The following is a 26738-nucleotide window of genomic DNA, read 5'->3' on the forward strand; positions in this document are numbered from 1 at the left end:
TAGGCGGCCGTTACCCAAATAACGGATATACACCCAGGTGCCCACCCACCCCCACCACAGACAATCCCACTCACCACTGAGGCAACCTGTCACGCGGCAAAAGACCACGCCTTGCTCACGCGAAAATGGGACTACTCTTTCAGCAATGCTTGATCCAGATCAAAACCTTCGCCGGGATTGCTCTGGCGGCCGCAAGGCCAGAATCCCTGCGTGGCTGGTTAAAAAAAGAAACGAATTTAAATTCGCCACACTCCATATCCGTGGGGGCAGTGGGTGCAGGCCTCCAGCCAGCATTCGGTATTACCTGACAGAGGAAGACTTATGTTCGGTTTGGAGGCGCTAGATCTCGCCCGAATTCAATTCGCGTTCACCATCTCATTCCATATCCTGTTCCCGGCCATCACCATCGGTCTGGCCAGTTACCTTGCGGTGCTGGAAGGCCTGTGGCTCAAGACCCACAACGACACTTACCGTGACCTCTACCATTTCTGGTCGAAGATCTTTGCCGTCAACTTCGGCATGGGCGTGGTCTCCGGTTTGGTCATGGCTTATCAGTTCGGCACCAACTGGAGCCGCTTCTCGGACTTCGCCGGCGCCGTCACCGGGCCGTTGCTGACCTATGAAGTGCTCACGGCGTTCTTCCTCGAAGCCGGGTTCCTGGGGGTAATGCTGTTCGGCTGGAACAAGGTCGGACGCAAGCTGCACTTCTTTGCCACGGTGATGGTGGCCGTCGGTACGCTGATCTCGACCTTCTGGATTCTCGCCTCCAACAGTTGGATGCAGACGCCACAGGGCTTTGAAATCATTGATGGCCGGGTGATTCCTACCGACTGGCTGGCCGTGATTTTCAACCCGTCGTTCCCCTACCGCCTGATGCACATGGCCACGGCAGCGTTTGTTGCGACCGCGTTCTTTGTCGGCTCCTCGGCAGCCTGGCACTTGCTGCGCGGCAAAGACAACCCGGCAATCCGCACCATGCTCTCGATGGCGATGTGGATGGCGCTGATTGTCGCGCCGATCCAGGCCGTTATCGGCGACTTCCACGGCCTCAATACCCTGAAGCATCAGCCGGCGAAGATCGCCGCGATTGAAGGCCACTGGGAAAATATCGGCAACGAACCCACGCCGCTGATCCTGTTCGGCTGGCCGGACATGAAGGCCGAGAAAACCCGATTTGCCGTGGAAATCCCGTACCTGGGCAGCCTGATCCTGACCCACTCCCTGGACAAACAGGTGCCGGCCCTCAAGGAGTTTCCGCCTGAGGACCGTCCCAACTCGACCATCGTGTTCTGGTCGTTCCGGGTCATGGTGGGCCTGGGCTTCCTGATGATCTTCACCGGCCTGTTCAGCCTCTGGCTGCGCAAGGGCGACAAGATGTACACGTCCAAGCCGTTCCTGTACCTGGCGTTGTGGATGGGCCCGTCCGGCCTGATCGCGATTCTCGCCGGTTGGTTCACCACCGAAATCGGTCGTCAGCCGTGGGTGGTCTACGGGCTGATGCGCACGGCGGACGCCTCGTCCAACCACAGCTTTGCGCAGATGAGCATTACGTTGGTGTTGTTTGTGGTGGTGTATTTCGCGCTGTTCGGTGCGGGCCTGGGCTACATGATGCGCCTGGTGCGCAAAGGGCCTGTGACCCATGAAAGCACCGAGCCCACCCACGGTGGCCCCGGGCAGAAACGCACACCGGCCCGTCCGTTGTCGGCGGCCGATGACAGCGGCGACGCCGATCACGGCGACACCTTGAACAAGGGGAACTGAGCCATGGGTATTGATCTTCCGCTGATCTGGGCCGTGATCATCATCTTCGGCATCATGATGTACGTGGTCATGGACGGCTTTGACCTGGGGATCGGCATTCTCTTCCCGTTCATCCCGGGCAAGACCGACCGTGACGTGATGATGAACACCGTCGCCCCCGTGTGGGACGGCAACGAAACCTGGCTGGTACTGGGGGGCGCGGCGCTGTTTGGCGCGTTCCCGCTGGCTTACTCGGTGGTGCTTTCGGCGCTGTACCTGCCGCTGATGCTGATGCTGATCGGGCTGATCTTTCGCGGTGTGGCCTTTGAGTTCCGCTTCAAGGCCAAGGACGACAAGCGTCACCTGTGGGACAAGGCCTTCATCGGTGGTTCGCTGGCTGCGACGTTCTTCCAGGGCGTGGCGCTGGGGGCGTTCATTGATGGCATCCCGGTGGTCGACCGCCAGTTTGCCGGCGGCTCACTGGACTGGCTGACGCCGTTCACCATGTTCTGCGGCGTGGCCCTGATCGTGGCGTATGCGCTGCTGGGTTGCACCTGGCTGATCATGAAGACCGAAGGCAGCTTGCAGGAGAAGATGCACAACCTGGCACGGCCCCTGGCATTCGTGGTGCTGGCGGTGATCGGTATCGTCAGCCTCTGGACGCCGCTGGCCCACCCGGAAATCGCTTCGCGCTGGTTCACCCTGCCGAATCTGTTCTGGTTCCTGCCGGTGCCGATCCTGGTGCTGGTGACCATGTACGGACTGATTCGCGCCGTGGCCCGCAACGCGCACTACACGCCGTTCCTGCTGACCCTGGTGCTTATCTTCCTCGGCTACAGCGGCCTGGGGATCAGCCTGTGGCCGAACATCATCCCGCCGTCGGTATCGATCTGGGACGCCGCCGCGCCGCCGCAAAGCCAGGGCTTCATGCTGGTGGGCACGCTGTTCATCATCCCGTTCATCCTGGGCTACACCTTCTGGAGCTACTACGTGTTCCGCGGCAAGGTCACCCATGAAGACGGTTATCACTAGGAGGATTGACTCATGTCCGGCAAACCTTCGTTGCACGACATCGAACAGGCCGAGAAAAAGCCGCTCTGGCAGCGCCTGGGCTGGCTGGCGATGATCTGGACCGGGAGCGTCCTGGCCCTGTTCGTGGTGGCCAGCCTGATGCGCATGTTCATGAATGCCGCAGGCCTGACCACCCACTGACATCCCGTAGTACCTATTGCCCTCCTTAATGGAGGGCTTTTTTATTTGCGCGCCTTGAGAATCACGAACTTGGGCGTGGTCGCCACTTGCTCGACGCCGCGGAACAGACGCGCCAGCTTGGTGTGGTAACCCAGGTGACGGTTGCCGACTATATAGAGCGCGCCGCCCACCACCAGGGCTTCCCGCGCCTGCTGGAACATGCGCCAGGCGAGGAAGTCGCCCACCACTTGTTGCTGGTGGAAGGGCGGGTTGCACAGCACCACATCCAGGGATTGCGGCGCTTGATCGGCAAGGCCGTCGCCGGCGTGAATCAGCACCTCGCGCTCGCCCAGCGCCGCGCGCCAGTTCTCGGTAGCCGATTGCACGGCCATGTAGGACTCATCCACCAGCGTGTAGTGCGCCTCGGGGTTCTGCAGCGCGCTGGCAATCGCCAATACACCGTTGCCACAGCCCAGGTCCGCCACGCGGGCGCCGCCCAGGTTCTGTGGCAAGTGCGGCAGGAACGCACGGGTACCGATGTCCAGCCCTTCGCGGCAGAACACGTTGGCGTGGTTGAGCAGTTCGATGGCCGGGGTTTCCAGGCTGTAGCGCGTAGGGTAGGGCGACACGGCGTGTGGCCGTTCGGCCAGGGTGGCGATCAGCAGGCGGGCTTTTTTGACCGCCAGTGAGGCGTGCATCGGCCCGATATAGCGCTCCAGCAATTCACCGGCGGCGCGCGGCAGGTGCTTGACCATCGCCCCGGCGATCACCTCGGCACCAGGGGCCAGTTGGCCTTGCAGGCGAATCAGTTGTTCTTCGAGCAGGGCCAGGGTCTTGGGCACGCGGATCAGCACGCGGTCGAACGGCCCGGTCGGCGTCTGGCTGGCGGGCAGGAAGGTTACCGCGTCGAAGGCCTTGCCGTTGCGCGCCAGGTTTTTTTCAAGGCCCAGGGCCCCCAGGAACGAGTCGCCGCTGGAGGTGACCTGCACATGCCCTTCGAGGCTGGCCGCCAGGGCGCCGAAACTGTCGTTGAGCACCAGCACGCGGGTCGCAGGCGCCGGTTGTTGTTCCGCCAGGTAGCTGAGCAAGTACTCATCGGCCGCATCAAAGGCTTGCAGCGGGTCGTTGTGCTGTTCGGGCTGGCGGATCAGGTCGAGTTGGGCGAAGGGGCTGTCGAGCAGGGGCATGGCGCGGGAGACTCTGGGTAAGCGAACCATCTGGGTGAACGGCGACGCGGGGCCCATTGAGCTGGCGTCATCACCCGGAACTGGCTGCAAATGTTACGTTTTTTTCGAGGGGATTACATTCGGTGTTTCAAAACAGGCCGGCTTTCACGGCGGTGATCACGGCGGCAATCTTGTTGTTGACCCCAAGCTTCTTCATGGCGCTGCTGATGTGAAACCCCACGGTGCGTTCCGAAAGGCAAAGGATTGTGGCGATGTCCGAGGCGGTTTTGCCCATGGCCGACCATTGCAGGATTTCGGTCTCGCGCGGGGTCAGCTTGCTGGGAGCTTGCAGGCTGGGCTTGTCGGCGTACTTCTGCGCCACCACCGCGTGCAGGGCGTGACACAGCCAAAGCGCCTGCCCGGCTTTCTCATACAGCTCTTCAGGGCTTACGGGGCGGGTGTCACGTCCCAGGCTCAGCATGCTGAACACACCTTGAAAGTCATGCACCGATTGGGTCCATCCGAACTTCAAGCCATAAGACTGGGAATGAACCCATAGGTCCGGCACGGTGGAAAAGGTTTTCTCGTCCCATACGATCGGCAGCACCGAGCGCTTGCAATGGGCCACGATGGGTCCAGGTCAAAGTAGTTTTCTTGTTTGTAGAGAGTGTTCCACTCATTTGAGTAGTTGTTTATTCGAACTGTCTTCGTCTGATTGGTTGGAAGATGAGCACTAAGTGTGAATGCGCAGTATTGAAAGTCGAGCTCGTAGGTAAGGTTCAGGGCTGCTTCATACATGCTGGTGATTTCGCTCTCGCCTTCCAGTTTGGGTAGCCGAGTATTGCGCCAGTTGACCATTGGTAACTCTCCATGGGTTTACACCTTTACCGTTGAATGGGTACTGCTCGGTCCCTAAGTTCGGCACGAAACCAATTGTAGGACATGGACCACAGCTCAAAATGAAAATTTGGACAGGCGTTCAGTAGGGGGGGCAATTCTACAAACCTGACTGCTTGTACAAGTTGTGTTTATTCAGCGAGTTTTTTCTAATATTTTTAACAGCTTAGTGATAGTGTTATTTTGATGTTGTTTATATGCGCCCCCTCATCTGATAGCTGATGTGAAACGTTCTAATAGCTAAATGATTAGTCAGAATTATAAGCTTGCTATTTATGTGTTTTCAGACACAACTGCGGCCCAAGGTCTTCGCAGAAGCAATGCCAGTACAAACCGGCGGTGTTTCCCGGCGCCGCTTTGAGGGACACTAGGGGCCTGTGCAAAACGGAGTTCCCCATGACGGCCAGCGCTGAAAAATTCACCCGCCAGACGTTGCTTGACGTGCAATCCCTGACCCCCAGCCTGTTTACCCTGCGTACGTCCCGGGACCCGGGCTTTCGTTTTCGCGCCGGGCAATTCGTGCGCCTGGGCGTCACCAAGGCCGACGGCAGTATTGTGTGGCGTGCCTATTCGGTGGTCTCCTCGCCTTTTGATGAGCACCTGGACTTCTTCTCCATCGTGGTGCCAGGCGGCGAGTTCACCAGTGAACTGAGCCGCCTGCGCGAAGGCGATACCTTGCTGGTGGAGCGCCAGGCCACAGGCTTCCTGACCCTTGACCGGTTTGTGGACGGTCGCGATCTCTGGCTGTTGGGCACCGGGACCGGCATTGCGCCGTTCCTGTCGATCCTGCAGGACTTCGAGGTGTGGGAAAAATTCGAGCGGATCATACTGGTCTACAGCGCGCGGGAGGCCAGGGAATTGGCGTACCAGTCACTGATTCACGAGTTGGGTGAGCGCGAGTACCTGGCGGAGTACGCCCACAAGCTCACCTACGTTCCCATCGTCACCCGTGAGCAACATCCGGGGGCATTGAATGGGCGGATCACCACGCTGATCGAGAATGGCGAGCTGGAGCGCGCTGCCGGCGTCGAGCTGACGCCCGAGCATTCCAGGGTGATGATTTGCGGCAACCCGCAGATGATCGATGACACACGCCAGTTGCTCAAACAGCGCGACATGCAACTGAGCCTGGCCCGCCGCCCCGGCCAGGTGGCGGTAGAAAACTACTGGTAAAACAAAGGCGCCCTGCAGGCGCCTTTGCTTTATTTGCCGAGCTTACTCGGGCTTGCTGTTCTGTGCCTTGAGCAGATCGCGGATCTCTCCCAGCAGCTCTTCTTCCTTGGTCGGGACCGGCGGCAGGCTAGGCGCTACGGCCTCTTCACGCTTCAGGCGGTTGATGGCCTTCACGCCCATGAAGATCGCAAACGCGACGATCACAAAGTCGATCACGCTCTGGATGAACTTGCCGTACGCCAGCACCACCGCTGGCGCATCGCCCTGGGCGGCCTTGAGTGTTACAGCCAGGTCTCCAAAGTCCACGCCACCGATCAACAGGCCGATAGGGGGCATCACCACGTCGCCTACAAACGAGGAAACAATCTTTCCGAAGGCGGCGCCGATGATAATACCGACGGCCATGTCGACCACATTACCTTTGACCGCGAAGGCCTTGAACTCACTTAACACGCCCATAGGTTATTCCTTGTTACAGATGAGGAGGGTAGAAGCCAGTGTAAGACAGTGTGGCGAGGCCTGCTCGACACAACTGCTAACAGTGTCAGTTTTTATCGACACACTAAATTGCAAATAGTTTGCAAAGTGCCACCAATCGCGCGCGGAATACCCGCTATTTCAGGGGGTTACCACACTATTTTCTTTATCGGGGTGGTACGGCTTTTCTATTTATCTTCTGACTCGCGGGTCACTAGCCTCTGGCAAGCACAACTCAATGTGCACTAAAAAAACCAGAGGATACCTCGATGAAAAACCCTATTAGCCGCGGGCCTATTTCTGCGCGACAGGTGCTGTTCGTAATGGGCGCCAGTCTTCTTTCGCTGTCCGTACACGCCGCCAACCTCACCCGCGATAATGGCGCGGCGGTGGGTGACAATCAGAACTCGCAAACCGCTGGTGCCAATGGCCCGGTGCTGTTGCAGGATGTGCAACTGATCCAGAAGTTGCAGCGCTTTGACCGCGAGCGTATTCCGGAGCGCGTGGTGCATGCCCGTGGCACCGGTGCCCACGGTACGTTTACCGTCACCGACAACCTCAGCGACCTGACCAAGGCCAAGGTGTTTGCCGCCGGCGAAGCCACGCCGGTATTTGTGCGCTTCTCTGCGGTCGTTCACGGCAACCATTCCCCGGAAACCCTGCGCGACCCGCGCGGCTTCGCCACCAAGTTCTACACCGCCGAAGGCAACTGGGACCTGGTTGGCAATAACTTTCCGACGTTCTTTATTCGCGACGCCATCAAGTTCCCGGACATGGTTCACGCCTTTAAACCGGACCCGCGCACTAACCTGGATGACGACTCCCGTCGTTTTGACTTCTTCTCCCATGTTCCGGAGTCCACCCGCACGCTGACGGAGCTATATTCCGACTCCGGCACTCCCGCCAGTTATCGCGAGATGGACGGCAACGGCGTACATGCCTATAAGTTGATTAACGCCAAAGGCGAAGTGCACTACGTCAAGTTTCACTGGAAAAGTTTGCAAGGCATCAAGAATCTCGATCCCAAACAAGTGGTTGAAGTTCAGGGGCGTGATTACAGCCACATGACTAATGATTTGGTCACGCACATTAACAAGGGCGACTTCCCGAAGTGGGACTTGTATGTGCAAGTGTTGAAACCTGCGGACTTGGTCAAGTTTGATTTCGACCCGCTGGACGCCACCAAGATCTGGCCAAATGTGCCGGAACGCAAAGTTGGGCAAATGGTGCTGAACCGCAACCCGGCCAACGTCTTCCAGGAAACCGAACAAGTGGCCATGGCCCCGGCCAACCTGGTGCCGGGCATCGAGCCGTCGGAAGACCGCCTGCTGCAAGGCCGGGTGTTCTCCTACGCCGATACGCAAATGTACCGCCTGGGGCCAAATGCCCTGCAACTGCCGATCAACGCCCCACGGGTGACCGTCAACAACGGTAACCAGGACGGCGCGATGAACTTCGGTAAAACCACCACCGGCGTGAACTACCAGCCAAGCCGCCTGATGCCACGGGAAGAGCCGCAAACTGCCCGTTACAGCCAGTCGGTGCTGTCGGGCAGCACCCAGCAGGAGAAGATCCAGCGTGAACAGAACTTCAAGCAGGCCGGTGATTTGTATCGCTCGTTCAACAAGAAAGAGCGTGAGGACTTGATCGAGAACTTCGGCGGCTCATTGGCCACCACCGATGACGAGAGCAAGCACATCATCCTGTCGTTCCTTTATAAGGCTGATCCGGAGTACGGCACCGGCGTGACCAAAGTGGCCAAGGGCGACCTGGCCCGCGTTAAAGCACTGGCCGAAAAGCTGACCGACTAACCGCCCACGCTCCCTGCAGGAGCCGGCTTGCCGGCGATAGCGCCCACAAGTACGCCATCGCCGGCAAGCCGGCTCCTACAGGGGCACATCACTGAGAATTTGCCATGCGAATCTTTATAGGCGCTGTCCTTGCGTGTTTGTCGTTCAGCGTATTGGCCGAACAAGCTGACCCGGCCGCGCTTAAGGCACAACTGCAGGATTACTACTTCGACGCCGCCCGCCGTGGCGACGTGGACATGCTCAACACCTTTATCGAATCCGGTTATTCGCTGAACACCCAGGACGAAAAAGGCTACACCGCGCTGATTCTCGCCGCCTATCACGGCGAAGGTGCCTACGTGGACCGATTGCTCGCCGCCGGCGCCGACGCCTGCGTGCAAGACAAGCGCGGCAACACCGCGTTGATGGGCGCGATCTTCAAGGGAGAGCTGAAAATCGCCCAACGCCTGCTCGCCACCGACTGCAACCCTGACCAGCGCAACGGCGCCGGACAAACGGCAGCCATGTACGCCGGGCTGTTCAAACGCGTGGAACTGCTGGATGAGCTGAAAGCCAAGGGCGCCGATCTGAATGCCGAAGACCCGATCGGTAACAGTGCTTCACGTTTGGCCAGTGGTGAAATCCGTACCCCGGCGCCGCGCTGAGCTATCATCGCGGTTTTTCGGTTGGAGGTTCTCAAATGGCAAAGGCCAAGCGCATGTATGGCTGCACGGAGTGCGGCGCGACCTTTCCCAAGTGGGCCGGCCAGTGCACTGAGTGCGGTGCGTGGAACACCCTGACCGAAACCATGATTGAAAGTGGCGGCGCCGTGGCCCCCAGCGGGCGCTCCGGCTGGACCGGGCAACAAACCCAGATCAAGACCCTGGCCGAAGTCAGCGTCGAAGAAATTCCGCGTTTCTCCACGGCCTCCGGTGAACTCGACAGGGTGCTGGGCGGCGGCCTGGTGGACGGCTCGGTGGTGCTGATCGGCGGTGACCCGGGCATCGGTAAATCCACGATCCTGCTGCAAACCCTGTGCAGCATCGCCAGCCGCATGCCGGCGCTGTACGTCACCGGTGAAGAGTCCCAGCAGCAGGTGGCCATGCGCGCCCGTCGCCTGGGCTTGCCCCAGGACCAGTTGCGGGTGATGACCGAAACCTGCATCGAAAGCATCATCGCCACCGCGCGCCTGGAAAAGCCCAAGGTGATGGTGATCGACTCGATCCAGACGATTTTCACCGAACAATTGCAATCGGCGCCGGGTGGCGTGTCCCAGGTGCGGGAAAGTGCCGCGTTACTGGTGCGTTATGCGAAACAGAGTGGTACGGCGATTTTCCTGGTGGGCCATGTGACTAAAGAAGGCGCGCTGGCCGGGCCACGGGTGTTGGAGCATATGGTCGACACCGTGCTGTATTTCGAAGGCGAGTCCGACGGGCGCTTGCGTTTGCTGCGGGCGGTGAAGAACCGGTTTGGCGCGGTCAACGAATTGGGCGTGTTCGCCATGACCGACCGGGGTTTGAAAGAAGTCTCTAACCCGTCAGCGATTTTTCTCACCCGCGCCCAGGAAGAAGTTCCCGGCAGTGTGGTGATGGCAACGTGGGAGGGTACCCGGCCGATGCTGGTGGAAGTCCAGGCGCTGGTGGATGACAGCCATCTGGCCAACCCGCGTCGTGTCACCTTGGGCCTGGATCAGAACCGCCTGGCGATGTTGCTGGCGGTACTGCACCGCCACGGCGGGATTCCCACCCACGATCAGGACGTGTTCCTCAACGTGGTGGGCGGGGTCAAGGTGCTGGAGACCGCGTCCGACCTGGCCTTGATGGCGGCGGTGATGTCCAGCCTGCGCAACCGGCCGTTGCCCCATGACCTGCTGGTGTTCGGTGAAGTGGGGCTGTCGGGTGAAGTGCGCCCGGTGCCCAGCGGCCAGGAGCGCCTGAAGGAAGCGGCCAAGCACGGCTTCAAGCGCGCCATCGTGCCCAAGGGCAATGCACCGAAGGAAATGCCGCCGGGCTTGCAGGTGATTGGGGTGACGCGCCTGGAGCAGGCGCTGGATGCCCTCTTCGAATAGTCGGCTACACCCCGGTCCCCTGTAGGAGCTGGCTTGCCTGCGATAGCGGTGGGTCAGGTTGCATATCCATTAGTTGATACACCGCTATCGCAGGCAAGCCAGCTCCCACACTGATTCAGGTTGAGGCTTATATCTCCAGCAAGGCGGCGAATTCCCGCTCAAGTTCTGCCTGATCGCCGAGGTTCAGCTCGATTATCCGCCGCAGGTGGCTGATCGAGTCGAGGTCGATGTGCTCGCACACAAAGCCCAGTTGCCCATGATCGTCATGGGTCAGCCGCACTTGCATCTTCACATCGGTCTCGGCGTCCAGGTGAATGTCCACGTCGAACGATTCGTAGCGATGGCCCTGCCAGCCTTCGGGCCGTTGCACCAGCAGTCCCTTGAGGGACAAATCCACCAGTTGCACCGGCCAGACATGGCCGTCTTGCGTAAGCTCGGTCTTGGCATCGAAGGCAATCCGTCGGAAACGGCGTCGGTCTGAAGGCTGTTCGCTCATGGTAAAACCCTCTGTGGATAAGAGAATTGTAGCCCTGCGCCATCATGGGGCGATTATTTCTGCTTTTTTCGCCCCCGCAAGGCTCTAGACCAACGTAGGGGGGTGGCCTTTAAGGCCAGTAGCGCTAAACTCGGGATGGCTGTCTTTCTGTCCACCCTGGCTGGAATATAAAAATGAAAAATAATAATAGCCTGCTACGCCATCTACCCTGGCTGCTGCTGGCAATCGTAGGAGCGTGCGCCCTGGGCGTAGTGGCCTTGCGCCGCGGCGAGGCGATCAACGCCTTGTGGATTGTGGTCGCAGCAGTGGCCATTTATCTGGTTGCTTACCGTTACTACAGTCTGTTCATCGCTAACCATGTGATGCAGCTCGATCCACTGCGGGCTACCCCCGCTGTGCTCAACAACGACGGTCTGGACTATGTGCCGACCAACAAACACATCCTTTTCGGCCACCACTTCGCGGCAATCGCCGGCGCAGGGCCGTTGGTCGGCCCGGTATTGGCGGCGCAGATGGGTTATCTGCCCGGCACCTTGTGGCTGATCGCCGGCGTGGTGCTGGCGGGCGCGGTGCAGGACTTCATGGTCCTGTTCCTGTCCACCCGTCGCAACGGCCGTTCCCTGGGGGACATGGTCCGCGAAGAAATGGGCCGCGTGCCCGGCACCATCGCGCTGTTTGGCTGCTTCCTGATCATGATCATCATCCTCGCGGTGCTGGCGCTGATCGTGGTCAAGGCCCTGGCCGAAAGCCCGTGGGGCATCTTCACGGTGATGGCGACCATCCCGATCGCGATGTTCATGGGCATCTACATGCGCTACATCCGCCCGGGCCGCATCGGCGAAATCTCGATTGTCGGCGTGCTGTTGCTGCTGGGCTCGATCTGGCTGGGCGGGCAGATTGCCGCTGACCCGGTGTGGGCCAAGGCCTTCAGCTTCACCGGGATCCAGATCACCTGGATGCTGGTGGGTTATGGCTTTGTGGCTGCGGTGCTGCCGGTGTGGCTGATCCTCGCTCCACGTGACTACCTGTCTACTTTCCTGAAAATCGGCACCATCATCGCCCTGGCGATTGGCATCCTGGTGACCATGCCCGACCTGAAAATGCCGGCGCTGACCCAGTTTATCGACGGCACCGGCCCGGTGTGGAAGGGCGGCCTGTTCCCGTTCCTGTTCATCACCATCGCCTGCGGCGCGGTCTCGGGTTTCCACGCACTGATCTCCTCGGGCACCACGCCCAAGCTGCTGGCCAGTGAAGGGCACGCCCGTTACATCGGCTACGGCGGCATGCTGATGGAGTCATTCGTGGCCATCATGGCAATGGTTGCCGCTTCGGTGATCGAGCCAGGCGTGTACTTCGCCATGAACAGCCCGGCCGCGATTGTCGGCGCTGATGTGGTTACCGTTGCGCAAACCGTCAGCAGCTGGGGTTTTGCAATTACCCCGGAAGCGTTGCAGGCAGTGGCCCATGACATCGGCGAGTCCACCATCCTGGCCCGTGCCGGCGGTGCGCCGACCCTGGCGGTCGGTATCGCGCAGATCCTGCACAGTGTGCTGCCGGGTGAAAACACCATGGCGTTCTGGTACCACTTTGCGATCCTGTTCGAAGCGCTGTTCATCCTGACCGCTGTCGACGCCGGTACCCGTGCCGGTCGCTTCATGCTCCAGGATCTGCTCGGCTCCTTCGTACCGGCGCTCAAGCGTACCGAGTCCTGGACGGCCAACCTGATTGCTACCGCAGGTTGCGTGGCGATGTGGGGTTACCTGCTGTACCAAGGCGTGATCGACCCACTGGGCGGCATCAACACCTTGTGGCCGCTGTTCGGTATCTCCAACCAGATGCTGGCCGGTATCGCGCTGATGCTCGCCACTGTTGTGCTGATCAAAATGAAACGCCAGCGCTACATCTGGGTGACCATGCTGCCGGCTGTCTGGCTGCTGATCTGCACCGTGACCGCAGGCTTCATCAAGCTGTTCGACGCCAACCCGGCGATCGGCTTCCTGTCGCTGGCCAAGAAATACAGCGATGCCCTGGCCGCCGGCCAGATCCTCGCACCGGCCAAGAGCATCGACCAGATGCAACACGTGATCTGGAACGCCTACACCAACGCAACGCTGACGGCGCTGTTCCTGTTCGTGGTCTTCAGCATCCTGTTCTATGCGCTCAAGGTCGGCATTGCCGCCTGGGGCAAAAAGGAACGTACGGATAAAGAAGCGCCATACCAGGCCATCCCGGACGCTTGATAGAGGATTGCAATCATGTTCAATGACATCAGTCGCCTCGGTAAATACCTCGGTCAGGCCGCGCGCCTGATGGTCGGCATGCCCGACTACGACACCTACGTCGAGCATATGCAAACCAAACACCCGGACAAGCCGATGATGGACTACAAGGCGTTCTTCAGGGAACGCCAGGAAGCCCGTTACGGCGGCAAGGGTGGGCCCAAGTGCTGTTGAAGCACCGCGCTTGAACCCAACACCACTACTGTAGGAGCCCGGCTTGCCGGCGATAGCGATCTTCAGACCGCCATCGCCGGCAAGCCGGGCTCCTACATTTCTTTTAGCGAATGGGAGATCGTTGTTTTGTTAACCCCCATCCCCGTCACCGTCCTCAGCGGCTTTCTCGGCGCTGGCAAGACCACCTTGTTGCGCCACCTGCTCAAGGCCGAGCACGGCTTGAAAATCGCCGTGATCGAAAACGAATTCAGCGACGCCGGCATCGACACCCAACTGTTGGGCACCGAGCCGGTGCAAGTCATGACCCTGTCCAATGGCTGCGTCTGCTGCACCATCCACACCGACCTGACCAAGGCCCTGTACCTGCTGCTGGAGCGCCTGGACAGCGGCGAGATCGCCTTCGACCGCCTGGTGATCGAGTGCACCGGCCTGGCCGACCCAGCGCCAGTGGCGCAAACCTTTTTCATCGATGAAGAACTGCGCGAGCGCTACATCCTCGACGGCATCATTACCCTGGTGGACGCGGCCCATGCCGAGCACCACCTGACCCAGACCATCGCCCAGGCGCAGATCGGTTTCGCCGACCGCCTGCTGGTGAGCAAGCGCGACCTGGTAGACGACGCCACGTTCGACGCCCTCAGCGAGCGCCTGACCCGCATCAACCGCCGCGCACCGATTCGTGTGGTGGAACACGGCAAGATCGACCTCGGCGAACTGCTGGACGTGCGCGGCTTCAACCTGAATGCCGGCATGAGCCTGCGCCCGGTGAGCCAGGCGCCGTCCATCGACCGCATATCCAGCCTGGTGCTGCGCACTGACCAGCCGCTGGATATCGACAAACTCAGCGAGTTCATGAACGAATTGCTGGAAGACCACGGCAAGCAACTGCTGCGCTACAAAGGCGTGCTGAACATTGCCGGGGAAGACCGGCGCATGGTGTTCCAGGGCGTGCTGAAGCTCTACGGGTTCGATTGGGACACCGAATGGGCCGAAGGCGAGCTGCGGGAAAGTGTGATTGTGTTTATTGCCGATGAGTTGCCGGAAGAGAAGATTCGCGAAGGCTTTGCACGGGTCTATCAACCCTGACTTGAAATGCGGTCAATGTGGGAGCTGGCTTGCCTGCGATAGCAGTGTGTCAGTCACAGGTGTATCAACTGGCACACCGCTATCGCAGGCAAGCCAGCTCCCACACTTAACCGTATTTCAATTTGAAAACCGGCATAAAAAAGCCCGGCTCTTGAGCCGGGCTTTTTATTCAAGCTACTGCAATCAAGCGCCGTATACCGGCAGCTTCTTGCAGATGGCCTTGACCTTCTCACGAACAGCATCAATCACTGCGTCGTTGTTCAGGTCCGCCAGGATGTCGCAGATCCAGCCAGCCAGTTCCTTGCACTCTGCTTCCTTGAAGCCACGAGTGGTCACAGCCGGGGTGCCGAAGCGCAGGCCGGAGGTGACGAACGGCGAACGTGGGTCGTTCGGTACGGAGTTCTTGTTCACGGTGATGAAGGCTTTGCCCAGTGCGGCGTCAGCGTCTTTACCGGAGATGTCCTGCTTGATCAGGGACAGCAGGAACAGGTGGTTCTCGGTACCGCCGGACACCACGTCAAAACCGCGCTCGATGAACACGCCCGCCATGGCCTTGGCGTTTTTCACTACTTGCTGCTGGTAGGTCTTGAATTCAGGCTGCAGCGCTTCCTTGAAGCAGATCGCTTTAGCGGCGATCACGTGCTCCAGCGGGCCACCCTGGCCACCTGGGAACACAGCGGAGTTCAGCTTCTTCTCGATCTCGGCGTTGGCACGCGCCAGGATCAGGCCGCCACGTGGACCGCGCAGGGTCTTGTGGGTAGTGGTGGTCACTACGTCAGCGAATGGAACCGGGTTCGGGTAGACGCCAGCGGCGACCAGACCGGCCACGTGAGCCATGTCGACGAACAGGTAGGCGCCCACCTTGTCAGCGATTTCGCGGAAGCGTGGGAAATCCAGGATCTGCGAGTAGGCAGAGAAACCGGCCACGATCATTTTTGGCTTGTGCTCAACCGCCAGGCGCTCGACTTCGTCGTAGTCGATCAGGCCGTTGCCGTCGATGCCGTACTGAACGGCGTTGTACAGCTTGCCGGAGGAGGAAACGCTGGCGCCGTGGGTCAGGTGACCGCCGTGGGCCAGGCTCATGCCCAGGATGGTGTCGCCCGCTTGCAGCAGGGCCAGGTAGACGGCGCTGTTGGCCTGGGAGCCGGCGTGTGGCTGGACGTTGGCGTAATCGGCGCCGAACAGTTCCTTGGCGCGGTCGATGGCCAGTTGCTCAACGATGTCGACGTACTCGCAACCACCGTAGTAACGCTTGCCCGGGTAGCCTTCGGCGTACTTGTTGGTCAGAACCGAACCTTGAGCCTCCATAACCGCAGGGCTGGTGTAGTTTTCCGAAGCGATCAGCTCAATGTGCTCTTCCTGGCGCACGGCTTCTTGCTCCATGGCGGCAAAGAGATCGGCGTCGTACTTGGCAATAGTCAAATCACGGCTGAACATGGCGGTCCTCAAGGATCGGGGGCAGAAAAGAAGCGCATTCTAACCCAATGGGTTTTAGATGGCATATGAAAGGACATCATGTCGCGGACAAGCGGGGCTCACGTAGCCCCGTAGCCCCGTAGCAGCTGTCGAGCGCCAGCGAGGCTGCGTAAGCCGCACCGCCGAGCCATCGCCCGGCACTGGACCGAGTCGCTGCCGACGCAGCCTCGCTGGCGCTCGACAGCTGCTACGGGGGGTTAATCGAACATGAAGAGGGCATCGTTGCTGAACTGCGCCTCAAACCGGTTCGCCGGCATCGGGCGCCCGAACAGGTAGCCCTGCACCTCATCGCAACCGTGCTCCCGCAGGAAGTCCAGCTGCTCATGGGTTTCCACGCCCTCGGCAATCACCGCCAGGTTCAGGCTGTGGGCCATGGCGATAATCGCCCGGGCAATCTGCGCGTCCTGCTCGCCCGACGGCAGGCCGTCGACAAAGGTGCGGTCGATCTTCAGCACGTCGATGGGGAATTGCTTGAGGTAGTTCAGCGATGAATAACCGGTGCCGAAGTCGTCTACCGCAATGCTCAGGCCGAGGTTTTTCAGGCTGGCGAGAATCTGCATCGCCTCGTTGACCTCGCGCATCAGGATGCTTTCGGTCAGCTCCAGCTCCAGGCACGCCGGCGGCAGGCCGGTGTCCTTGAGGATGGTGGCGATGCGCTCGCCCAGTTGCCCGTCGGAGAACTGCCGGGCCGAAATGTTCACCGAGACCTTGGGCACCCGCACCTTGTTCTGGTGCCAGGTCTTGAGTTGGCGACAGGCTTCGCTGATCACCCAGTCGCCCACGTCCACCACCAGCCCCAATTCCTCCAGCACCGGGATGAAGTCCCCCGGCGGCACCAGCCCGCGGCGCGGATGACGCCAGCGCAGCAGGGCTTCGGCACCGGTCAGGCGTTTGCCGTCGCCGCTGAACTGCGGCTGGTAATACAGCACGAATTCGTTTTGTTCCAGGGCGTGACGCAGGTCGCTTTCCAGCTCCAGGCGTTCCAGGGCGCTGGCGTTCATGTCGGCCTGGTAGAACTGGAAGTTGTTCTTGCCGCGCTCCTTGGCGTGGTACATCGCCGTGTCGGCGTTCTTCATCAATTGGCTGAGCTCGTTGCCGTCCTGCGGGCTCAACGCGATGCCGATACTGGCGGTGACGAAGAACTCGCGACCCTCCAGTACAAACGGCTTCACCAGGCTCGCCAGAATCTGCTCGGCCACATGAATCGCCCGGTTCAGCGCCATCTCGCGGTTGACCCGGGGTTGCAGGAGCAAGGTGAACTCGTCGCCGCCCATGCGCGCCACGGTGTCGTCTTCGGCCACGCAGCCCAGCAGGCGGGTGGCCATTTCCTTGAGCATGCGGTCGCCGGCGGCGTGGCCCAGGGAGTCGTTGATCGGCTTGAAACGGTCAAGGTCGAGGAACATCAGCACCACCCACGACTTCTGCCGTTCCGCCGACTGCAACGCGGTGTGCAGGCGGTCCTGGAACAGCGTGCGGTTGGGCAGGTGGGTCAGGGCGTCGTAGTAGGCCAGGCGGTGGATCCGCTGTTCGCTGGCCTTGCGCTCGCTGATGTCGCTGAAGAAACACACGTAGCTGGCCAGGTCGCCTTCGTCATCGAACACGGCGGTAATCCCGACCCACGCCGGGTAGTGCTCGCCGTTGCGGCGCTTGAGCCACACTTCGCCTTCCCAGGTGCTGTGCTGGTGCAATTGCTTGAGCACGTAGCGCAGGTGGGCTTCCTGCTGTTCGTCGACAGTGAGCATGTTCGGCAACTGGTCGAGCACGTCCGCCACTGCATAACCGCTGACCCGGCTGAACGCCTCGTTGGCCTGCACGATATAACCGGCCGGGTCGGTGATCAGGATCGCCGAGGTGGAGTGTTCGAATACCGTGGCCGCCATGCGCAGGTCTTTTTCCGCACGGCGTTGCTGGCTGATATCACGACCCACGCCGAGAATGCCTTCGAACGCGCCGTGTTCGTCCCACACCAGCACCAGGCGCAGTTCGATCGGGACCTTGCGCCCGTCAGCCCGCAGGCAATCGAACAGGAACAACTGGGTCTGTACATCGTTGCGCAACGCGGCGAGGGATTCGGGTTGGTCCAGGGCGCGGCTGACTTGCTCCACAAGCGAATAGATGCCGGTCAGTTGCTGCGGGTTGGCGATGGTCGACTGCCAGCCGTTTTCGAAGATCCAGTCCACGTCATAGCCCAGCACCGCATTCACCGACGGGCTGACGTAGTTGAGGGCCAGCTTGCTGTCGGTGGAAAAGATCACGTCGCTGATGCTTTCGGCCAGCATGCGGTAGCGCTGTTCGCTGTCGCGCAGGGACTCGCTGGCCTCGATCTGGTCGGTGATGTCCTTGGCCACGCCGATGATGCGCGTGACCTGGTCGGTCTTGTCCCGGGCCAGGGCCTGTTCGCGGATATCGAAACGCCGCCATTGGTTGTTGCGGTGGCGAAAGCGCAATTGGCACTGCAACTGGCTGAGGTAGCCGGCCTGACGCTGTTGCAGGCGCAGGTCGTGGTAGCGCTCGGCGTCTTCGGGGTGCAGCAGGATTTCCCAGAAGTACTCGCCCATCTGCTGCAACTCGGGCTTGTTGTAGCCGAGGGTGTGGCCGAGGTGGTGGTTGCTGAAGATCATGCGCTGGCTGATCACGTCCTGCACATACAGGTGATCGGGCACGGTGCGCACCACGTCCGACCAGAACCCTTCGCGCTCCACCAGCGACAGCTCGATCAGCTTGCGGCTGGTGATGTCGCTGATGCTCAGGATCACCGCCTTGAAGTCGTCCTGTTGTTCCGGCAGGCGCATCACCAGCCACAGGTATTGGTCGTTGCCTTCGACATCGCTGAGCTGGATTTCCAGTTCGAGCTGCTTTTGCTGGGTCAGTACCGCGTCGATCACCTGGTTGCCGATGGCAGTCGGGCTCGACGGGCAGGCGTCGATCAGGCGTTCCCAGGCTTGCTCGCAAGAAGCCACATTCAGCAGGCGCACCGCCACCTGGTTGACCTCGGTGATGCGCAGCTCCTTGAGCAGTTGCTGGCGTTGCTCCGGGTTGTCTTGCAGCAACTGTTGCAGTTGCTCGCGGGTTTGCAATTGGGCCTTGTCGAAGAACGCGCGTAAACCCGACAGGTCGAGCACGCACAGGGCCACGCCGGTGCCTTCGAAAATGTCCTGGTAGCGGCGGCGCCCCTCGTGCACCTGGCGCTGGCGGCGGCGCATGTTCAGCAGCACGATCACCGGGATCAGCGAGAAGGCCAGGCCCAGCAGGCATTTGCCGATAAACGCCGGCAGCAGTTGCTCCAGCACGGCGGCGCGGTCGAACAGGCCGCGCAGTTGCCAGTCGCTCTTGCTCAGGGGCGTGACAAGCACACTTTTGTTCAGTTCGTCCGGGGTCAACGCCGAGGCCCACTGGGCCGGCATGCCGCTGTCACGGCTGACCACTCGGTGGTTGAGGCGGTTTTCGATGACCCACATCGGCCGCTGGCCCTGGCCGTCCTGGCGGGTCAGGTTGGCCAGGTAATTGGGCGCCAGGCGCAGGGCCCAGTACATCTTGGTGCCGCCGCTGGGCTGGTGCAGCAGCAGGTAGATGACGGTGCCGTCGTTGTTGTTGCTCAGGTAATAGGACTGGGCGTGGCTGCGCTTGACCAGCTCTTCGAGCCAGGCGCTGTCCTGGCTGTCGTTGGCACTGTCGCTGATCATCGCGCCGCTGGGGGCGAGCAGGGCCACGCTGCGCAGCTCCGGCAGGGAGCGTTGCAGGGTGCGCATCAGGATTTGCTGCTGTTCGGTATCCCGCGGTGGCTCGACGATCGGTAGCAGGTTCAGGGCGATCTGCGCGCTGAGGGCCATGTTCAGGCTGATCTGCTCGGCCAGGTCGGCGCTGTAGTCGATGGTGTATTGCTGCTGGTTCTTCTGGTTTTGCTGCAGTTGGTCCAGCAGTTGCCAGAACAATAAGGCGAGCAGCAGCAGGACCAGCGTCGCCAATGCGCCCTTGAGGGTTCCGTGCAGGGGCGCTCCCGGCGCTATATGAGCGGCGCGCAGGGGAGTTGGCTTTGTTACGTTGGACAAACTGTGATCCTGCGGTTTGGCTGGACTGGCGCGCGACGTGCACTATAAGCCGGACGCCCGGAGGGCGGCTAGCATGCCTTGTGTTGTGGCAAAGTGCCAGCCCCGCCTGGCTGGACTGCCCACCCGCATTCAGGTAGCTTTGCCGGTTACGCGAGGGCGTTCCAGCCCCAGACAATCAGGCATCTACCGTACGCAGGCATTGATCGTCATCAACGGCCCGCGCGGCGCATGGCCTGGCACGGGCTTCGCCCGCTTAATTCATCAGTCACTGACGCTAGGTTCACCATGGCTCAATACGTCTTCACCATGCATCGGCTGGGAAAAGTTGTTCCGCCGAAGCGGGAAATCCTGAAAAACATTTCTCTGTCCTTCTTCCCGGGCGCCAAGATCGGCGTGCTCGGCCTCAACGGTTCGGGTAAATCCACCCTGTTGAAAATCATGGCCGGCGTCGACACCGAGTTCGACGGCGAAGCCCGCCCGATGCCCGACCTGAACATCGGCTACCTGCCACAGGAACCAATCCTGGACCCGACCAAGACCGTGCGTGAAGTGGTCGAGGAAGCGGTCAGCGTGATCAAAAACGCTCAGGCGCGCCTGGACGAGGTTTACGCGGCCTACGCGGAAGAAGATGCCGACTTCGACAAGCTGGCGGCAGAACAGGCCAAGCTCGAAGCCATCCTGCAAGCCGCTGACGGTCACAACCTGGACCGCCAGCTGGAAGTCGCCGCCGATGCGCTGCGCCTGCCGGCGTGGGACGCCAAGGTTGAACACCTCTCCGGTGGTGAAAAGCGTCGTGTGGCCCTGTGCCGCCTGCTGCTGTCGGCTCCCGACATGCTGCTGCTCGACGAACCCACCAACCACCTGGACGCCGACTCCGTCGCCTGGCTGGAGCATTTCCTCCACGACTTCCCGGGCACCGTAGTTGCGATCACGCACGACCGGTACTTCCTGGACAACGTTGCCGGCTGGATTCTGGAACTCGACCGTGGCGCCGGTATCCCTTACGAGGGCAACTACTCCGGTTGGCTGGAAGCCAAGTCCAACCGTCTGGCGGCCGAATCCAAGCAGCAGTCGGCCCATGAAAAGGCCATGAAAGACGAGCTGGAGTGGGTGCGTAAAGGCGCCAAGGCGCGTCAGTCGAAATCCAAGGCCCGTCTGGCGCGTTTCGAAGAGATGCAGTCCCAGGAATTCCAGAAGCGTTCCGAGACCAACGAAATCTACATCCCGGCCGGTCCGCGCCTGGGTGACAAGGTCATCGAGTTCAAGAACGTCTGCAAGGGCTACGGCGACCGCGTGTTGATCGACAACCTGTCGTTCTCCATGCCAAAAGGCGCCATCGTTGGCGTGATCGGCGGTAACGGTGCGGGTAAATCCACCCTGTTCCGCATGCTGATGGGCAAGGAACAACCGGACTCGGGCACTATCGAAGTCGGCGAAACCGTGCAACTGGCGTGCGTGGACCAGAGCCGCGACGACCTCGACGGCAGCAAGACCGTGTTCCAGCAGATTTCCGACGGTTCCGACCAGATCCGCATCGGCAACTATGAAATCCCGTCGCGCACCTACGTGGGTCGCTTCAACTTCAAGGGCGGCGACCAGCAGAAGTTCGTCAAGGACCTGTCCGGTGGTGAGCGCGGTCGCTTGCACCTGGCCTTGACCTTGAAGGAAGGCGGCAACGTCTTGCTGCTCGACGAACCGTCAAACGACCTCGACGTTGAAACCCTGCGTTCCCTGGAAGAAGCCCTGCTGGACTTCCCGGGCGCCGCCATTGTGATCTCTCACGATCGGTGGTTCCTCGACCGCGTGGCCACTCACATCCTGGCGTACGAAGACGACTCCCAAGCCGTGTTCTTCGAAGGCAACTACACCGAATACGAAGCCGATCGCAAGAAACGCCTCGGCGAAGCCGCTGCCCAGCCGCATCGTGTACGGCACAAGAAACTGGCCTGATTCGGGTTGGTGGTATGAAAAAGCGGAGCCCTTTGTGGCCCCGCTTTTTTTTGCATTTTTTCAGCTGGACCGAGGTGGATTCATCGCAGGCAAGCCAGCTCCCACACTTGAAATACATTCCAGATGTGGGGGCTGGCTTGCCTGCGATAGCGGTTCACCTGTTGGTGCAAAATCCGGATTGAAATCCTCATTAAGGTGCAAAAAACCGCCTTAATTTATATCTAATGCACCATTTAAATTCACAAAAGCGACATTTCGCCCTGTCGCGGTGCGACATGAATTGATAAAGTCCGGGACAAATCTCCTTTAACGACAATAAATTTGCCGAGACTTTTCATGATCGAATCCGTTGAATCCTTCCTTGCCCGCCTCAAGAAGCGCGACCCCGACCAGCCGGAATTCCACCAGGCCGTGGAAGAAGTCCTGCGCAGTTTGTGGCCGTTTCTTGAAGCCAATCCCCACTACCTGAACTCGGGCATCCTGGAGCGCATCTGCGAGCCGGAGCGTGCGATTGTGTTCCGGGTGTCGTGGGAAGATGACCAGGGCAAAGTGCGGGTCAACCGCGGGTTCCGGATCCAGATGAACAGCGCCATCGGTCCGTACAAAGGCGGCCTGCGATTCCACCCGTCGGTGAATCTGGGCGTGCTGAAATTCCTCGCCTTCGAACAAACCTTCAAGAACTCCCTGACCTCCCTGCCCATGGGCGGCGGCAAGGGCGGCTCGGACTTCGATCCCAAGGGCAAGAGCGATGCCGAGGTGATGCGCTTCTGCCAGGCATTTATGAGCGAGCTGTACCGCCATATCGGTTCGGACGTGGATGTGCCGGCCGGTGATATCGGCGTGGGCGCGCGTGAGATCGGTTTCCTGTTCGGGCAATACAAACGCCTGAGCAACCAGTTCACCTCGGTGCTGACCGGCAAGGGCATGAGCTACGGCGGCAGCCTGATTCGCCCGGAAGCCACCGGTTTTGGTTGTGTGTACTTCGCTGAGGAAATGCTCAAGCGCAACGGTGAGCGGGTCGAAGGCAAGCGCGTGGCCATCTCCGGTTCCGGCAACGTCGCCCAGTACGCGGCGCGCAAAGTCATGGACCTGGGCGGCAAGGTGATTTCCCTGTCTGACTCCGAAGGCACCCTGTACTGCGAAAGCGGTTTGACCGAAGAACAATGGTCGGCACTGCTGGAGCTGAAAAACGTGCAGCGCGGGCGCATCAGCGAGCTGGCTTCGCGTTTCAGCCTGGAATTCCGTGCCGGCAAGGCACCGTGGGAACTGGCCTGCGACATCGCACTGCCCTGCGCGACCCAGAACGAACTGGACGCCGAAGCGGCGCGCACCTTGTTGCGCAATGGCTGCGTGTGCGTGGCCGAAGGCGCCAACATGCCCACCACCCTTGAAGCGGTGGATATCTTTATCGAGGCCGGCATCCTGTTCGCGCCGGGCAAGGCATCCAATGCGGGCGGCGTGGCGGTGAGCGGGCTGGAAATGTCGCAGAACGCCATGCGCCTGCTGTGGACCGCTGGCGAAGTGGACAGCAAGCTGCACAACATCATGCAGTCGATCCACCATGCGTGCGTGCACTACGGCGAAGAAAACGGCCGGGTCAACTACGTGAAGGGCGCCAACATCGCCGGCTTTGTGAAAGTCGCGGACGCGATGCTGGCCCAAGGCATCGTTTAAGCCTCGGGCTCGATGCGCAGGATTTCGATCAACTGATCACCGACGGGGCGCTTCCACAGCACCTCGTCGCCTACCTGCGCACCCAGCAGCGCCCGGCCCAGCGGCGAGCCCCAGTTGATCAGGCCCACCGTGGCATCGGCCTGGTCTTCGCCGACCAACTGAATGCGCTGCTCTTCGTCCTGTTCATTGGCAAACGTCACCCAACTGCCGATCTGCACCTTGTCGGTGGAGGTCGCCGGCGCCACCACCTGCGCGTTTTGCAGGCGCTGGTTGAAGTAACGCAAGTCCCGCTCAAGGTCGGCCTGACGCTGTTTATCGGCCTGCTCGCCCTTGGCGGACTCTTCGCTGTGCTCGCTCTGCAACTGCGCCACCTTGGCCTGCAACTGCGCGAGCCCCAGGGCGGTGAGGTGATTGGGTTGCGCGCTGACCTGGCGTTCCACCGGCTGGCTGGCCTGGGCAGCGGCGCTGTCTTCGTTGACGAACGCTCGACTCATGGGATTCTCCTGCTATGGAGTTTGGGCCATGGTCGCAGGGGTTAAGTTTCGCCGGATGTCTGAAAGCGACCTATGGCGAGCGAAAGGCCCGGGCGGCGTCGCGATCCTTTTCCTGTTGCCAGGCGCGTTCGCGGTCGTCCCAGTGGCGGTTCTTGTAGTCGTTGAGGTCTTCGTTCTCGCGCATCGCCTTGCACTGGCGAAAGCCGTCATCCCAGCCTTCGGCGTAGGTGCGGTCCTTCAGATAGCGGGGGACGTTCTTGCGAAATTCCCCGGTGATTACCCCGGCGGCCTGGCGGCCGCTGCTGCAACCGTCGTCATAGCCGTCGGCGAAGGCGGGTGGGTAACCCTTGGCCAGCAAATCTTCGTGGGTCGATTGGCAACCCGACAGCAAGGCCAACACGCCCAGCATTACTGCGTACCGCCACATCGCTTGCTCCCTGGCCGTTGAACGGCTGATGAGGGGAGTTTAGAAGGCGATTCGTTGGGGGGATGTGAAAGGGCTGTGATTAATCTGTTGGCACTGCTGCGTCTGAAGTGTGGGAGCTGGCTTGCCTGCGATGGCATCGTTGCGGTGCAACTGGCAGACCGCGTCGTCTGCATCGCAGGCAAGCCAGCTCCCACATTTGATAGGTGTTTTCCTGGAGAGTGGGGTCAGTAGTGATACCACTTCACTTCCAGCATCACTTCATTGACCGGTGTCGCCAAGTGGCTGTATTCCCGCTGCGCACTCAGTCTCAACCCCAGGTTGCGCGACAGTTCCCACTGTTGATTCAGGCTGATACTGCGCCGCACTTCGCCATTGGTGAAGAAATCACCCTTGGCTTCCAGGCTGAGGTTGCCCAGCGGGTTGCGCCACAGCACGCCGGTATTGAACCCGGCCGCCGGGGAGATGGCTTCGCCGAAGTCGCTGTTGTGTTCCACACGCACGGTGCCCAGTGCAAAGCCGAGCATGTCGTCGCGCAGTTGCCAGGTGCCGCCAGCGCCGCCGTTGACGTGGCTGACCAGGGTTTCGTCGTCATGCTTGCCCGGTACGCGCTCAAGGCCGCCCGTCACTTGCCACGACCAGGGTTGTAGCAGTTCGTTGCGCGGGGTCAGTGAGCGGATGGTCGCCAGATCCAGTTGCTGCAATTGCCAGTGGTTGCCTTCGTACTGGCGCAGTTTCATTTGCAGGATTTCGATCTGCGCGCCCAATGGGAAGCCTTCGGCGTTGTCGTTCAGGTCGTGGTAGGCCATGCGCAGGCCGTATTCGCCGAACGCTTTGTCGCCCCGGGTGCCGATGCCCGCTTGCCAGGTGCGGGATTCGTGGCCGTCTTCGGGCAGGCCGGGGCGTTCGATCTTCAGGTCCGGCGCCGGGTTCTGGTTGATCGCCCGCAGCAGTTCAAAGCTGCGCTGGGAACGTTCGGTGTCGCGCTCCAGGCCGTTGGCGCGGTAGCGGCCAAGGCGGTAGGCGGCGTCGATGATCAGGGCCTGGCGGTCTTTGGCGATGGCCTTGAAGGCCGGCTCTTGCAGTTGTTTCTGGTCGTCACTGATCTTCAGCACCCATTGCTGCTCGTCACTGTCCAGCGGCTTGGCGCGTTCCAGCAGTTCCCGTTCACGGGAGGGGCGGTAGTCGATTTTCTCCACCAGGCCGGCTTCTTTCACGGCTTTGACCGTGTCGGTGGGGATGGCGGTCAGCGGGAATTGTTCGGTCAGGCGCAGGCTCGGGCGGGCCACTTGCAGCAGTTCCAGCAGGCGATAGGAGCAGTTTTCGTCGAAGAAGAAGTAGTCGAACTGGATCTGCTTGAGCTCCCACACGTGCTCGACCATGCGCTCGGTCTCGACCTGGGTCAGGTTCAGGCGGTATTCCCACAGGTCGCGGTTCTCCAGGCTACGGTATTCCGAGAGTTTTTCCTGGTAGGGCACCAGTGCGAACAGGCCCGGATAGCCGCCCATCAGGCCTTTCCAGGCGTAGAGGATGCTGTTGTCCGAGCCTTCGATATAGGCGCCGAAGTTGATCGCATAGCTGAGCAGGGCGGTGTTGTTGCTCTGTACGTCAGCCTGGTCGATGCGCAGCAGGGTGTGGCCGAACATTGACGAGGGGCTGTTGAGGTAGGCCGCCGGGAAGATCATCACCGCGCTGTGGGGGGCGACGTCCTTGAACCATTGCTTGAATTCCTTGCAGTCCAGCGCCGGCAGGTCAGTCAGGTGCAACTGGTCCTTGAGCCAACGGGTACGTGCCGGATACACGCATTGGGCGTGTTTTTCACCGAGGCTGGCCGGGGCATACAGCGCCTCTACAGTCGCCTTCAGTTCCTGGTCCGGATGGTGGGCGCCATCGGGAGCGAGGAAGAATTTCTTGTCGCTGACATAACTGCGCCAGCCCTTGAACTTGCCGGATTCGTAATGCCCCAGCGAGAGCCAGAACGGATCGTTGGCCAGTTGCTGCAAACGTTGATCATCAAGGTGCGGGGCCGCATACAGCGGGGCGCAGGCGAAGAGTGCCAACCAGGCAAGGCGTTTGAGCATGTGGGCAACTTAAGTCGAGATAAAAAGACCCAAAGGGGAGGCAGGTCCAAAAA

The 26738-nt window shown here is 60.6% G+C and carries 20 protein-coding genes and 1 pseudogene; 12 read left to right on the plus strand and 9 right to left on the minus strand.

Translation table 11 applies throughout. The features are described 5' to 3' along the window. Positions 1-321: 321 nt before the first annotated feature. From V3W39_RS16275 to V3W39_RS16285, 3 genes are read left to right on the plus strand one after another with little or no spacing between them, the layout of a single operon-like run. On the plus strand, positions 322-1761 hold the full coding sequence (locus V3W39_RS16275; protein WP_177043356.1) for a cytochrome ubiquinol oxidase subunit I: 1440 nt from the start codon (positions 322-324) through the stop codon (positions 1759-1761). A gap of 3 nt (positions 1762-1764) precedes the next feature. Then, positions 1765-2772 (plus strand): cytochrome d ubiquinol oxidase subunit II, encoded by a 1008-nt coding sequence (gene cydB / locus V3W39_RS16280; RefSeq protein WP_008432810.1) that lies wholly within the window; start codon positions 1765-1767, stop codon positions 2770-2772. Positions 2773-2784: 12 nt separating this feature from the next. Further along, the gene (locus V3W39_RS16285) at positions 2785-2952 is read left to right on the plus strand and encodes a DUF2474 domain-containing protein (protein ID WP_003215809.1); all 168 of its coding nucleotides are present in this window, start codon (positions 2785-2787) and stop codon (positions 2950-2952) included. A gap of 41 nt (positions 2953-2993) precedes the next feature. Here V3W39_RS16285 and V3W39_RS16290 read toward each other — a convergent pair whose 3' ends face one another. Further along, entirely contained in the window at positions 2994-4118 is a 1125-nt protein-coding gene (locus V3W39_RS16290; RefSeq protein ID WP_259195914.1) for a methyltransferase, read from the minus strand. Between the two features lie 127 nt (positions 4119-4245). Continuing rightward, positions 4246-4955 (minus strand): annotated as a pseudogene (locus V3W39_RS16295) (helix-turn-helix transcriptional regulator). Positions 4956-5390: 435 nt separating this feature from the next. Here V3W39_RS16295 and V3W39_RS16300 point away from each other — a divergent pair. Then, entirely contained in the window at positions 5391-6167 is a 777-nt protein-coding gene (locus V3W39_RS16300; RefSeq protein ID WP_177120519.1) for a ferredoxin--NADP reductase, read from the plus strand. Positions 6168-6209: 42 nt separating this feature from the next. On the opposite strand, the gene mscL is transcribed toward V3W39_RS16300, so the two are convergent. Next, positions 6210-6626: a large-conductance mechanosensitive channel protein MscL gene (mscL, locus tag V3W39_RS16305; protein ID WP_177043360.1), complete on the minus strand. Its 417-nt coding sequence runs from the start codon at positions 6624-6626 to the stop codon at positions 6210-6212. 287 nt (positions 6627-6913) lie between these two features. On the opposite strand from mscL, the gene katB reads away from it, so the two are divergent. The 3 genes from katB to radA all read left to right on the plus strand — a co-directional run bounded on the left by katB (position 6914) and on the right by radA (position 10502). Beyond that, on the plus strand, positions 6914-8455 hold the full coding sequence (gene katB, locus V3W39_RS16310; protein WP_330212971.1) for a catalase KatB: 1542 nt from the start codon (positions 6914-6916) through the stop codon (positions 8453-8455). Between the two features lie 104 nt (positions 8456-8559). After that, entirely contained in the window at positions 8560-9099 is a 540-nt protein-coding gene (locus V3W39_RS16315; protein WP_177043362.1) for an ankyrin repeat domain-containing protein, read from the plus strand. Between the two features lie 35 nt (positions 9100-9134). Next, a complete protein-coding gene (gene radA / locus V3W39_RS16320; RefSeq protein ID WP_003215821.1) occupies positions 9135-10502 on the plus strand; it encodes a DNA repair protein RadA in 1368 nt (455 codons plus the stop codon). Between the two features lie 127 nt (positions 10503-10629). On the opposite strand, the gene V3W39_RS16325 is transcribed toward radA, so the two are convergent. Then, a complete protein-coding gene (locus V3W39_RS16325) occupies positions 10630-10998 on the minus strand; it encodes a PilZ domain-containing protein (protein WP_177043363.1) in 369 nt (122 codons plus the stop codon). 173 nt (positions 10999-11171) lie between these two features. Here V3W39_RS16325 and V3W39_RS16330 point away from each other — a divergent pair, with 173 nt between their 5' ends. The 3 genes from V3W39_RS16330 (at position 11172) to yjiA (ending at position 14537) form a co-directional block, all read left to right on the plus strand. After that, positions 11172-13238, plus strand: a complete 2067-nt coding sequence (locus V3W39_RS16330) for a carbon starvation CstA family protein (protein WP_177077978.1) — start codon at positions 11172-11174, stop codon at positions 13236-13238. Positions 13239-13253: 15 nt separating this feature from the next. Then, entirely contained in the window at positions 13254-13451 is a 198-nt protein-coding gene (locus tag V3W39_RS16335; protein WP_003176208.1) for a YbdD/YjiX family protein, read from the plus strand. A gap of 126 nt (positions 13452-13577) precedes the next feature. After that, the gene (gene yjiA, locus V3W39_RS16340; RefSeq protein WP_259195909.1) at positions 13578-14537 is read left to right on the plus strand and encodes a GTPase; all 960 of its coding nucleotides are present in this window, start codon (positions 13578-13580) and stop codon (positions 14535-14537) included. A 183-nt stretch (positions 14538-14720) separates the two neighbouring features. Here the strand turns inward: yjiA and glyA are convergent, their stop codons facing one another. Together glyA and V3W39_RS16350 are read right to left on the minus strand one after the other, a co-directional pair. Next, a complete protein-coding gene (gene glyA / locus V3W39_RS16345) occupies positions 14721-15974 on the minus strand; it encodes a serine hydroxymethyltransferase (protein ID WP_177043366.1) in 1254 nt (417 codons plus the stop codon). 236 nt (positions 15975-16210) lie between these two features. Further along, positions 16211-20062, minus strand: coding sequence for a bifunctional diguanylate cyclase/phosphodiesterase (locus V3W39_RS16350; RefSeq protein WP_177043367.1), 3852 nt, complete (start codon positions 20060-20062; stop codon positions 16211-16213). 285 nt (positions 20063-20347) lie between these two features. On the opposite strand from V3W39_RS16350, the gene ettA reads away from it, so the two are divergent. Further along, entirely contained in the window at positions 20348-22012 is a 1665-nt protein-coding gene (gene ettA, locus V3W39_RS16355; RefSeq protein ID WP_177043368.1) for an energy-dependent translational throttle protein EttA, read from the plus strand. Between the two features lie 336 nt (positions 22013-22348). After that, a complete protein-coding gene (gene gdhA, locus V3W39_RS16360) occupies positions 22349-23686 on the plus strand; it encodes an NADP-specific glutamate dehydrogenase (protein ID WP_330212972.1) in 1338 nt (445 codons plus the stop codon). Here gdhA and V3W39_RS16365 read toward each other — a convergent pair. The 3 genes from V3W39_RS16365 to V3W39_RS16375 all read right to left on the minus strand — a co-directional run bounded on the left by V3W39_RS16365 (position 23683) and on the right by V3W39_RS16375 (position 26685). Next, entirely contained in the window at positions 23683-24180 is a 498-nt protein-coding gene (locus V3W39_RS16365) for a GreA/GreB family elongation factor (RefSeq protein ID WP_330212973.1), read from the minus strand. The genes gdhA and V3W39_RS16365 overlap by 4 nt on opposite strands. 70 nt (positions 24181-24250) lie before the next feature. Further along, entirely contained in the window at positions 24251-24607 is a 357-nt protein-coding gene (locus V3W39_RS16370; protein WP_169386343.1) for a hypothetical protein, read from the minus strand. Positions 24608-24831: 224 nt separating this feature from the next. Next, positions 24832-26685: an Lnb N-terminal periplasmic domain-containing protein gene (locus V3W39_RS16375; protein WP_177077968.1), complete on the minus strand. Its 1854-nt coding sequence runs from the start codon at positions 26683-26685 to the stop codon at positions 24832-24834. Between the last annotated feature and the right edge of the window lie 53 nt (positions 26686-26738).

Origin of the sequence: Pseudomonas sp. Z18(2022) (assembly GCF_036346535.1) — a bacterium.
GTDB lineage: Bacteria > Pseudomonadota > Gammaproteobacteria > Pseudomonadales > Pseudomonadaceae > Aquipseudomonas > Aquipseudomonas yamanorum_A.

Coding starts and splice junctions, on each gene's coding strand:
- V3W39_RS16275 (WP_177043356.1), top strand. CDS start 322: ATGTTCGGTTTGGAGGCGCTAGATCTCGCCCGAATTCAATTCGCGTTC.
- cydB (WP_008432810.1), top strand. CDS start 1,765: ATGGGTATTGATCTTCCGCTGATCTGGGCCGTGATCATCATCTTCGGC.
- V3W39_RS16285 (WP_003215809.1), top strand. CDS start 2,785: ATGTCCGGCAAACCTTCGTTGCACGACATCGAACAGGCCGAGAAAAAG.
- V3W39_RS16290 (WP_259195914.1), bottom strand. CDS start 4,118: ATGCCCCTGCTCGACAGCCCCTTCGCCCAACTCGACCTGATCCGCCAG.
- V3W39_RS16300 (WP_177120519.1), top strand. CDS start 5,391: ATGACGGCCAGCGCTGAAAAATTCACCCGCCAGACGTTGCTTGACGTG.
- mscL (WP_177043360.1), bottom strand. CDS start 6,626: ATGGGCGTGTTAAGTGAGTTCAAGGCCTTCGCGGTCAAAGGTAATGTG.
- katB (WP_330212971.1), top strand. CDS start 6,914: ATGAAAAACCCTATTAGCCGCGGGCCTATTTCTGCGCGACAGGTGCTG.
- V3W39_RS16315 (WP_177043362.1), top strand. CDS start 8,560: ATGCGAATCTTTATAGGCGCTGTCCTTGCGTGTTTGTCGTTCAGCGTA.
- radA (WP_003215821.1), top strand. CDS start 9,135: ATGGCAAAGGCCAAGCGCATGTATGGCTGCACGGAGTGCGGCGCGACC.
- V3W39_RS16325 (WP_177043363.1), bottom strand. CDS start 10,998: ATGAGCGAACAGCCTTCAGACCGACGCCGTTTCCGACGGATTGCCTTC.
- V3W39_RS16330 (WP_177077978.1), top strand. CDS start 11,172: ATGAAAAATAATAATAGCCTGCTACGCCATCTACCCTGGCTGCTGCTG.
- V3W39_RS16335 (WP_003176208.1), top strand. CDS start 13,254: ATGTTCAATGACATCAGTCGCCTCGGTAAATACCTCGGTCAGGCCGCG.
- glyA (WP_177043366.1), bottom strand. CDS start 15,974: ATGTTCAGCCGTGATTTGACTATTGCCAAGTACGACGCCGATCTCTTT.
- ettA (WP_177043368.1), top strand. CDS start 20,348: ATGGCTCAATACGTCTTCACCATGCATCGGCTGGGAAAAGTTGTTCCG.
- gdhA (WP_330212972.1), top strand. CDS start 22,349: ATGATCGAATCCGTTGAATCCTTCCTTGCCCGCCTCAAGAAGCGCGAC.
- V3W39_RS16365 (WP_330212973.1), bottom strand. CDS start 24,180: ATGAGTCGAGCGTTCGTCAACGAAGACAGCGCCGCTGCCCAGGCCAGC.
- V3W39_RS16370 (WP_169386343.1), bottom strand. CDS start 24,607: ATGTGGCGGTACGCAGTAATGCTGGGCGTGTTGGCCTTGCTGTCGGGT.
- V3W39_RS16375 (WP_177077968.1), bottom strand. CDS start 26,685: ATGCTCAAACGCCTTGCCTGGTTGGCACTCTTCGCCTGCGCCCCGCTG.